7 protein-coding genes and 1 tRNA gene are annotated in these 8,240 nt (G+C 71.2%); 4 read left to right on the top strand and 4 right to left on the bottom strand.

The window, feature by feature from the left end; all coding sequences use genetic code 11:
• Window positions 1-445: 445 nt before the first annotated feature.
• Together K6I34_RS26045 and K6I34_RS26040 are read left to right on the top strand one after the other, a co-directional pair.
• Window positions 446-528, top strand: a tRNA-Leu gene (locus K6I34_RS26045).
• 167 nt (window positions 529-695) lie between these two features.
• Window positions 696-1,553, top strand: a complete 858-nt coding sequence (locus tag K6I34_RS26040) for a Bax inhibitor-1/YccA family protein (RefSeq protein ID WP_229329111.1) — start codon at window positions 696-698, stop codon at window positions 1,551-1,553.
• Between the two features lie 157 nt (window positions 1,554-1,710).
• On the opposite strand, the gene K6I34_RS26035 is transcribed toward K6I34_RS26040, so the two are convergent.
• A complete protein-coding gene (locus K6I34_RS26035; protein ID WP_229329109.1) occupies window positions 1,711-1,941 on the bottom strand; it encodes a DUF4287 domain-containing protein in 231 nt (76 codons plus the stop codon).
• 98 nt (window positions 1,942-2,039) lie between these two features.
• Between K6I34_RS26035 and K6I34_RS26030 the strand changes: the two genes are divergently transcribed.
• Window positions 2,040-2,378 (top strand): hypothetical protein, encoded by a 339-nt coding sequence (locus K6I34_RS26030; RefSeq protein ID WP_183147449.1) that lies wholly within the window; start codon window positions 2,040-2,042, stop codon window positions 2,376-2,378.
• Window positions 2,379-2,410: 32 nt separating this feature from the next.
• Here K6I34_RS26030 and K6I34_RS26025 read toward each other — a convergent pair whose 3' ends face one another.
• The 3 genes from K6I34_RS26025 to K6I34_RS26015 form a co-directional block, all read right to left on the bottom strand.
• Window positions 2,411-3,295 (bottom strand): hypothetical protein, encoded by an 885-nt coding sequence (locus tag K6I34_RS26025; RefSeq protein ID WP_229329107.1) that lies wholly within the window; start codon window positions 3,293-3,295, stop codon window positions 2,411-2,413.
• Window positions 3,296-3,546: 251 nt separating this feature from the next.
• A complete protein-coding gene (locus K6I34_RS26020) occupies window positions 3,547-4,767 on the bottom strand; it encodes an acetyl-CoA C-acetyltransferase (RefSeq protein WP_229329105.1) in 1,221 nt (406 codons plus the stop codon).
• Between the two features lie 313 nt (window positions 4,768-5,080).
• Window positions 5,081-6,106 carry an SGNH/GDSL hydrolase family protein gene (locus tag K6I34_RS26015; protein ID WP_229329103.1) on the bottom strand — a complete coding sequence of 342 codons (1,026 nt, stop codon included), beginning with the start codon at window positions 6,104-6,106 and terminating at the stop codon, window positions 5,081-5,083.
• A 225-nt stretch (window positions 6,107-6,331) separates the two neighbouring features.
• Here K6I34_RS26015 and K6I34_RS26010 point away from each other — a divergent pair, with 225 nt between their 5' ends.
• Window positions 6,332-7,729: a cystathionine beta-synthase gene (locus tag K6I34_RS26010; RefSeq protein ID WP_229329101.1), complete on the top strand. Its 1,398-nt coding sequence runs from the start codon at window positions 6,332-6,334 to the stop codon at window positions 7,727-7,729.
• Window positions 7,730-8,240: the final 511 nt, after the last annotated feature.

Below are 8,240 nucleotides of genomic sequence, written 5' to 3'. Positions count from 1 at the left end.
ACGGGGTGCGGGGGACGTACACCATCGTCCGGTGCGGAACGGCGCCGGGGATCAGCCGGAGCTACCGTTCCCGGCACAGACCCAGGAGGTACCCGCGCGCGGTCGTCTCCTCCTTTGGTATGACAAGCCTTCCGGGTCCGGCGGCCCGGCCGCGGCTGTCCCGGGGTCTTCCTGGGGGTCTGTGACGGGGGCGCGCAGACGATGAGATTGCGACAATTCCGCTCACCGTTGGGAACAGGCTGTGAGGCAGGGTGTGCAGGGGGTATCGGCCTGTGGCATGTGCCTTTGACGTGGCACACGCGCTGATGCTCCCTCAGTTGCCAATAAAATAAGACAACCTCGGGTCCACGTTCCGCTGTTTGGGGGGCGTTCCCCGGCTAGGCTCATCCTGCTCTCCTTGTAAGAGAGGCTCGCGCGCCCACCCGTGCGCCCGCCCGAGAGCCCTGCCCGGATGGTGGAATGCAGACACGGCGAGCTTAAACCTCGCTGGCCCTTCGGGCCGTGCCGGTTCAAGTCCGGCTCCGGGCACTCCGCTACCCCATGGCCCGTACTCTCCGTAGGGAACCGACTGCCCCTGGTTCTCGTTCTCCGTCCAGAGGCGTGGGAAAAAGATCGTCCCATTGCACGAGAAGATTCCTTTGCCTAGCCATTACCCTGGTGCGCAAGGCCGCGCCGTGCGGCCATGGAGGAGTGAGATGAGGAGCAGCAACCCGGTCTTCTCGCGAGGGTTCCGTGACAACGGCTACGCCGGTTTCGGCACCGGTCCGCAGGCCGGGACCGCGCCCCAGGGCAACCCTTACGCGACCGGCCCCTACGCCGAGCCCACCAACCCGTACGCGAGCAATCCGTACGCCACGGGCGGCCCGGGCCTGACGCAGGGCGCCCCCGCGCAGCCCGGTGTCGTCACGATGGACGACGTCGTCATGCGGTCCGCGATGACCATCGGTCTGGTCATCGTCGGTGCCGTGATCGGCTGGGCGACAAACCTCCCGATCGGCGTCGCCTTCGTCGCGGGCATCGTCGCCGCGGGCCTGGGCATCGTCCAGCAGTTCAAGGCGAAGCCGTCCCCCGCGCTGATCCTGGGCTACGCGGTCTCCCAGGGCCTGGCCCTCGGCATCATCAGCAAGCTGTACAACCACTTCGTGGACGGCGCCCCGGTGCAGGCGGTGCTGGGCACGATCGCGGTCTCCGTGGGCACCCTGATCGCCTACAAGACCGGTGTCGTCCGGGTCAACAACCGCTTCTACCGCGTGGTGACCGCGGCGGGCATCGGCTTCATGCTGCTGATGCTGGCGAACCTGCTGTTCGCCGCGATCGGCGGCGGTGACGGCCTCGGCCTGCGCAGCGGTCCGCTGGGCATCGGCATCGGCGTCATCGGCGTGCTGCTCGGTGCCGCGTACCTGGCGATGAACTTCAAGGAGATCGAGGACGGCATCGCCTACGGCGCGCCCCGCGAGTCCTCCTGGATCATGGCCTTCGGCCTGACGATGTCGCTGGTCTGGATCTACATGGAGATGCTGCGCCTGGTCTCCATCCTGCAGGGCGACGACTGACCGTCCCCTGACGGCGGGTGACAGCGCCGACAGTGTTCGACGGTGTTTGACAGCGTTTGACGAAGGGCCCGGTTCCACCCCACTGGAGGGTGGGGCCGGGCCCTTCGCGTGCCCCGTTGTGCGCCGTGGTGAAGCGTGGTGAAGGGGGAGCGGCTCCCTACTGAAGCTTCCGTGCCGCCCGCCGGAGGTGGTACTCGTGGACGATCGCCCTCGCGTGCCCGTACGCGAGGCCGTGCGCTCCGCGCAGCCAGGTCACCGTCTCCTCGCAGCGGGCGAGGGACGGGCCTTCCTCGACCGTGCGCAGCCAGTCGGCGACTTCGCGGCCTGTGCACTGGGGGATGCGGGAGAGCAGGTTCCGGTGGGTTTCGTCGGAGAGGACGTAGGACATCGGCGCCTCCGGACGCGTCGGATGATGGTCCTTCCTGTCACCGTGCCTGAGTGTTAAGGCGTTGGCAACAGTCCGTCCACAGCGCATAGGCTCACGCCGTGGATGATGTGACGTCTCTTCTGGCCGCTGTCGACGGATTCGCCGACCGGCTGCGGGCCCTGCCGCAGTCCCGGCTGAGCAGGGGAGCCGCGGCGGAAGCGCTGGCCGTGGCCCGGGAGCTGGCCGTATGGACACAGCGGATCGAGGAACCGGAGGCCGCCGAGGTGCGCGAGATGCCCGAGGCGGGCATGTTCGCGGTCGCCGACCAAGTGGCCGTCGCCGGCCACGATTTGGCCGAAGCACTGGCGGCCGGCGGCGGAAAGCGGACGCCCGAGGGGATCGGCGCCGCGGAGGCGATCGCGCTGATCGAGGCCGCAGCGCAGCGCTGCGGCCTGTGAGAGCGGAACCGTCGGCGGCCCTGTGACGGGGGCTAGAGCGAGGCGATGACCCGGTCCGCGAGGACGTAGACCCGCTCGGACGCCCCGCAGTCGAAGGTGAGGGCGTACGCGCCGGAGACGCCGGAGCCGCCCAGCAGGACGGGCGCGTGCCCGGCGCGCAGGGCGTCCGTGAGCCGCTCGGCGGTCTCGCGGTGGCCCGGCGTCATGCAGATGGTGGTGCCGTCGGCGAAGACGTAGACGTCGAGGGTGCCCAGCGGGCCCGGCCGGACGTCGGTGAGCGGAATACGCGCGTCCGCGAGCTCGGTGAGCCGCTCCACGGTGCTCTCGTGGTCGCCGACGGGCGGCCCGGGTGTGAAGTCCATGGGCGTGAAGTCGGGGTGCGAGGGGTGCCGCCTGCGCGCGGCGGCCAGCTCGGGGGAGTCCGCGGCCTCGGACTCGGCGGCCGCGTCCGACGGGTGGTCGAGGCCCGTCTCAAGACCTGTTTCGAGGCCCGCGAAGTCGGCCTGACGGGGCAGGAAGGGCCCGCCGTACGGGCTGTCGGAGAACAGGTCGTCACCGAACCCCGGCAGCCCGCCCAGCAGGGACGGGGCCTCGCCCGCCGTGCTGAGGTCCCGGGTCTCCTGCGCCGCCCAGAAGGCCCGCGCCTCCGCCAGTTCGCGCTCGCGCTCCTCGGCGAGCGCGTCGGCGACGGCCGCGCGTATCTCCGAGAGCTCCACGCCCGGCGCGGTCCGCGCGGCGGGCACCGGGGCCGTGACGTCGCGTTCCGCGCCTGAGCCTGCGCCCGTGCCCGCGTCCGCGAGGTCGGCGCGCAGGGCGGCGATCTGCTTGCGGAGGCCGTGGGTGCTGTGCAGGGCGGCGACGCCCGCGGCCGCGGCCGTGGCAGCGGCCAGCAGCAGGGCAAGGTTGATGGCGCTCACTGACGTACTCCCGTTAGCTGTGGATCCCCCAGATTCCTACCTCAGCTTGATGGGCGATGCTGTGGGGCCACAGTGCAAAACGTCGCGAAACGGGCGGGTCCTAGGTCCCGGACCTTGTTCCCCCGACGTGACTGACCTGCGCAAACGAATCGCCTTCACGATATTGGTCACATCCTGAAGGCGATTCGGTCTCGGTCATGTATGGGGCGCCGATCCGGCGTTCGAGCCCGGCTCGGGGCTCGGCCCGGGGCTCAGCTCAGCCGCTCGATCACCATCGCCATGCCCTGGCCGCCGCCCACGCACATCGTCTCCAGGCCGAACTGCTTGTCGTGCCACTGGAGGGAGTTGATGAGGGTGCCGGTGATGCGGGCGCCGGTCATGCCGAAGGGGTGGCCGACGGCGATCGCGCCGCCGTTGACGTTGACCTTGTCGAGGTCGGCGCCCAGCGCGCGGTAGGAGGGGATGACCTGCGCCGCGAACGCCTCGTTGATCTCGATCAGGTCGATGTCGTCGATGGTCAGCCCGGCACGCCGGAGCGCCTGCTTGCTGGCCTCGACCGGGCCGAAGCCCATGATCTCGGGGGAGAGGGCGGAGACGCCGGTGGAGACGATCCGGGCGAGCGGGGTGAGGCCCAGCTCGCGGGCCTTGGTGTCGGACATGATCACCAGGGCGGCGGCGCCGTCGTTCAGCGGGCAGCAGTTGCCCGGCGTGATCAGGCCGTCGGGGCGGAAGGACGGCTTCAGCCCGGCGACGCCCTCCATCGTCACCCCCGCGCGCGGGCCGTCGTCCTTGCTGACGACCGTGCCGTCGGGGGTGGTGACGGGGGTGATCTCGCGCTCCCAGAAACCGGCGGCGATGGCCGCCTCCGCGAGGTTCTGCGAGCGGACGCCGAACTCGTCCATCTCCTGGCGGGTGATGCCCTTCAGACGGGCCAGGTTCTCGGCGGTCTGGCCCATCGCGATGTACGCGTCGGGCACGAGGCCGTCCTCGCGCGGGTCGTGCCACTCGTCCGACCCGCCCTCGGCGCGGGCCGCCGTACGGGCCTCCGCCTCGGCGAAGAACGGGTTGTGGCTGCCCGGCATGCCGTCGGAGGAGCCGTTGACGCTGCGCGAGACGGTCTCCACGCCGGCCGAGATGAAGACGTCGCCCTCACCGGCCTTGATCGCGTGCAGGGCCATGCGGGAGGTCTGCAGCGAGGAGGAGCAGTAGCGGGTGATCGTGCAGCCGGGCAGGTGGTCCATGCCCATCTGCACGGCGACGATGCGCCCGAGGTTGTGCCCCTGCTCGCCGCCGGGCAGGCCGCAGCCGAGCATCAGGTCGTCGATGTCGCGCGGGTCGAGCCCGGGGACCTTGGCGAGGGCGGCCCCGATGATCGTCGAGGTCAGGTCGTCGGCACGCATCTCCTTCAGCGAGCCCTTGAAGGCGCGGCCGATCGGGGAACGGGCGGCAGAGACGATCACGGCTTCGGGCATCACGGCTCCAGGGGGCGGGAGAATGCGGACTCTGAAGGAAGTTACCCGCGCGTAGGGCCATGGTCACGGCTGCCGCCCTGTGATGCGGGCCTCTTTCCGCCGGGTGGTGGCTCCGTCCGTTCGTTTTCGGCTCCGCCGCCGGGGCCGCCTGCGGCGGAAGCGCCCTTCGGCCGCGTCCTCAAACGCCGGACGGGCTGGGTGGGAGGCGCCCCGTAAGGGGCGCGGGGAACTGCGCGACCAGCCGAAGACAACCGGCAGCCGCGCGCGCAGCGCAAGAGGCACTCCAGTAGGCGCACCCCGGTCAAGCCCCCGGCTAGGGACTCCGCATGCGCTGCCAGGAAAGGTGATGCGTCGCCTCCGTATGCGCCGGCAGACGCCGCCGTTTGCGGTGCTTCAGCAGAGCCCAGCGGCCCCGGGCGACCGTGACCTCCGTGCCGCCCTCCTCCGCCGCGGCCGCCGCCGCCCGCGCCACCGGCAGGATCCCCTCGCGCCGTGCCGCGTCGGGCCGCTCCTCGTCCTCGGGCCACAGCCCCAGCGCGGCACACAGCGTCGGCAGCACGGCCATCGCCGCCGTGGCGTACCCCTCGGCCGAGGGGTGGAAGTTGTCGGGACCGAACAGCTCGCGGGGGTTCTGGGCGAACTCCGGGCCGAGCAGGTCGCCCAGCGAGACCGTGCGCCCGCCCGCCTCCAGGACGCCTATCGTCTGCGCCGCCGCGAGCTGGCGGCTCTGCCGCCGGGCCAGCCAGCGCAGCGGCTGGTACACCGGCTCGATCGTGCCCAGGTCGGGGCAGGTGCCGACCACCACCTCGCAGCCCGCTTCCCGCAGCCTGCGCACCGCGTCGGACAGCAGGCGCACGGAGCGGGCCGCGGGCATCCCGTGAGTGACGTCATTGGCGCCGATCATGATCACGCAGACGTCGGGGATCCGGTCCTGGTCCTCGACGAGCAGGGTGACCTGCCGGTCGAGGTCGTGGGACTGGGCGCCGGACAGTGCCACGTTGCGCAGCTCCACCGGCCGCTCGGCCACGGCGGCGAGCCCGGAGGCCAGCAGGGCGCCGGGGGTCTGCCGGGGGCGGTGGACGCCCTGGCCCGCGGCGGTGGAGTCGCCGAGGAGGGCGAGCAGGAGCGGCTCCCGCCCGAGGCCGTGGACGAAGGCGGAGCCGTAGCGGCCGTCGGCGTGCGGGGGCGCCTGGCCGAGGCCGCCGACCACGCGTCTGGCGAGCCGGGCCTCGCCGAGGAGGATGCCGAAAGCGGTGACGCCGAGCAGGCCGATGCCGCCACCGCCGTAGGCTGCGGCGGCCGCGATGCGGCGGGCTGCGCGGGCCCTCGACATGGACACGGTCCGGGTGCACCTCCTGTCTTTCTTTCCCCTGCCCGGGTGCGTCCCGAAACGGCCGGTAGCCCACCGGGGCCGCGCCCCGGACCCCTGTTTTCCGCCGGGGCGCCCCGGAAGTCGATCACCCCTGTGAGAACTGCCCAGTTCATGGGCACCCCCGCGCGGGCGCGCAATAGGCTGGGGGTACGGGCACGCGAACTGCTAGTGCCCCTGACCGCGGAGATCACCGTGCAGTATCACGATTCGATGATTGAGCTGATTGGCAACACCCCGCTGGTAAAGCTCAACCATGTGACCGAAGGCATTCAGGCCACCGTCCTCGCCAAGGTCGAGTACCTCAACCCGGGCGGCTCCGTGAAGGACCGCATCGCCGTGCGGATGATCGAGGCCGCGGAGAAGTCCGGTGAGCTCAAGCCCGGCGGGACGATCGTCGAGCCGACGTCCGGCAACACGGGTGTGGGGCTGGCGATCGTGGCCCAGCAGAAGGGCTACAAGTGCATCTTCGTCTGCCCGGACAAGGTCTCCCAGGACAAGATCAACGTGCTGCGGGCCTACGGTGCCGAGGTGGTGGTCTGCCCGACCGCCGTCGACCCCGAGCACCCCGACTCCTACTACAACGTCTCCGACCGCCTCGTCCGTGAGACGCCCAACGCCTGGAAGCCCAACCAGTACGCCAACCCCAACAACGCCCGTTCCCACTACGAGTCCACCGGCCCGGAGATCTGGGAGCAGACGGAGGGGAAGATCACCCACTTCGTCACCGGCGTGGGCACCGGTGGCACGATCAGCGGCACGGGCCGTTACCTGAAGGAGGCCAGCGGCGGCCGGGTCAAGGTCATCGGTTCGGACCCGGAGGGCTCGGTCTACAGCGGCGGCTCCGGCCGCCCGTACCTGATCGAGGGCGTCGGCGAGGACTTCTGGCCGACCTCCTACGACGAGACCGTCGCGGACGAGATCGTCCCCGTGTCCGACAAGGACGCCTTCCAGATGACGCGCCGCCTCGCCAAGGAGGAGGGCCTGCTGGTGGGCGGCTCCTGCGGCATGGCCGTGGTCTCCGCGCTGGAGGTCGCCAAGCGGCTCGGCCCGGACGACGTCGTCGTCGTGCTGCTGCCGGACAGCGGCCGCGGCTACCTGAGCAAGATCTTCAACGACGAGTGGATGGCCAACTACGGCTTCCTGGACGAGGCCGGCCCGTCCGCCCGCGTCATCGACGTGCTCAACCGCAAGGAGGGCGGCCTGCCTTCGCTGGTGCACATGCACCCGGAGGAGACGGTCGGCGAGGCCATCGAGGTGCTCCGCGAGTACGGCGTCTCGCAGATGCCCATCGTCAAGCCGGGCGCGGGGCACCCCGATGTGATGGCCGCCGAGGTCGTCGGCTCGGTCGTCGAGCGCGAGCTGCTGGACGCCCTGTTCACCAAGCGCGCCTCGCTCTCCGACCCGCTGGAGCAGCACATGTGCGCCCCGCTGCCGCAGGTGGGCTCCGGTGAGCCGATCTCCGACCTGATGACCGCGCTCGGCTCCGCCGACGCCGCGATCGTCCTGGTCGAGGGCAAGCCGAAGGGTGTGGTGAGCCGTCAGGACCTGCTCGCCTTCCTCGCCGAGGACGCGGGCGGCTCCGCGAAGTAGGCACCTGGGCGCGCCGGGGGAGCCGTCGGTGTCAGGTGAACGGCAAAAGGCGCGGACGACCCGTAAAGGGAACGTATGCGTCACGCGCCCGCAGCACCTGCTTAACAACGGCCCTGCATAGTGGGGGTGCCGGACGGGGAATGGTGATCCCTCGTGCGGCATCCCAGCGGCGGCAGGACCTCCGGAGCGGCTCCCGGATTCCATGGCCGTCCGGACGCGGCCCCGGCGCGGGCCGGGCCCGCGTCCCCGCGGGGACCGCCGTCGTCCCGACCCCGGCTCCGGCCGTGGTGCGGCGGTCCCTGCCTCCTGGGCTTCTGTTGCGCCTATTGGGGTGTGGCTTGCGCTGCGTGCGCGGCTGCGGGCCGGTGGCCCGGTGTGCCTACCGGGTTGCCACCCGGGCCCGGTGGGCGGCTGCGGGTCGTCGATGGCTGGTCGCGCAGTTCCCCGCGCCCCTGTCTCCTGCCGCTGGTTGTGGGCATGCGTCCGCTAGGGGCTGGGGGTCCCCCCGGAC

The sequence above is a fragment of the Streptomyces sp. UNOC14_S4 genome (assembly GCF_020740835.1).
Classification (GTDB): Bacteria; Actinomycetota; Actinomycetes; order Streptomycetales; family Streptomycetaceae; genus Streptomyces.
Note: the sequence above shows the minus strand (reverse complement) of the source record. Positions and strands in the feature narration are given on the sequence as shown.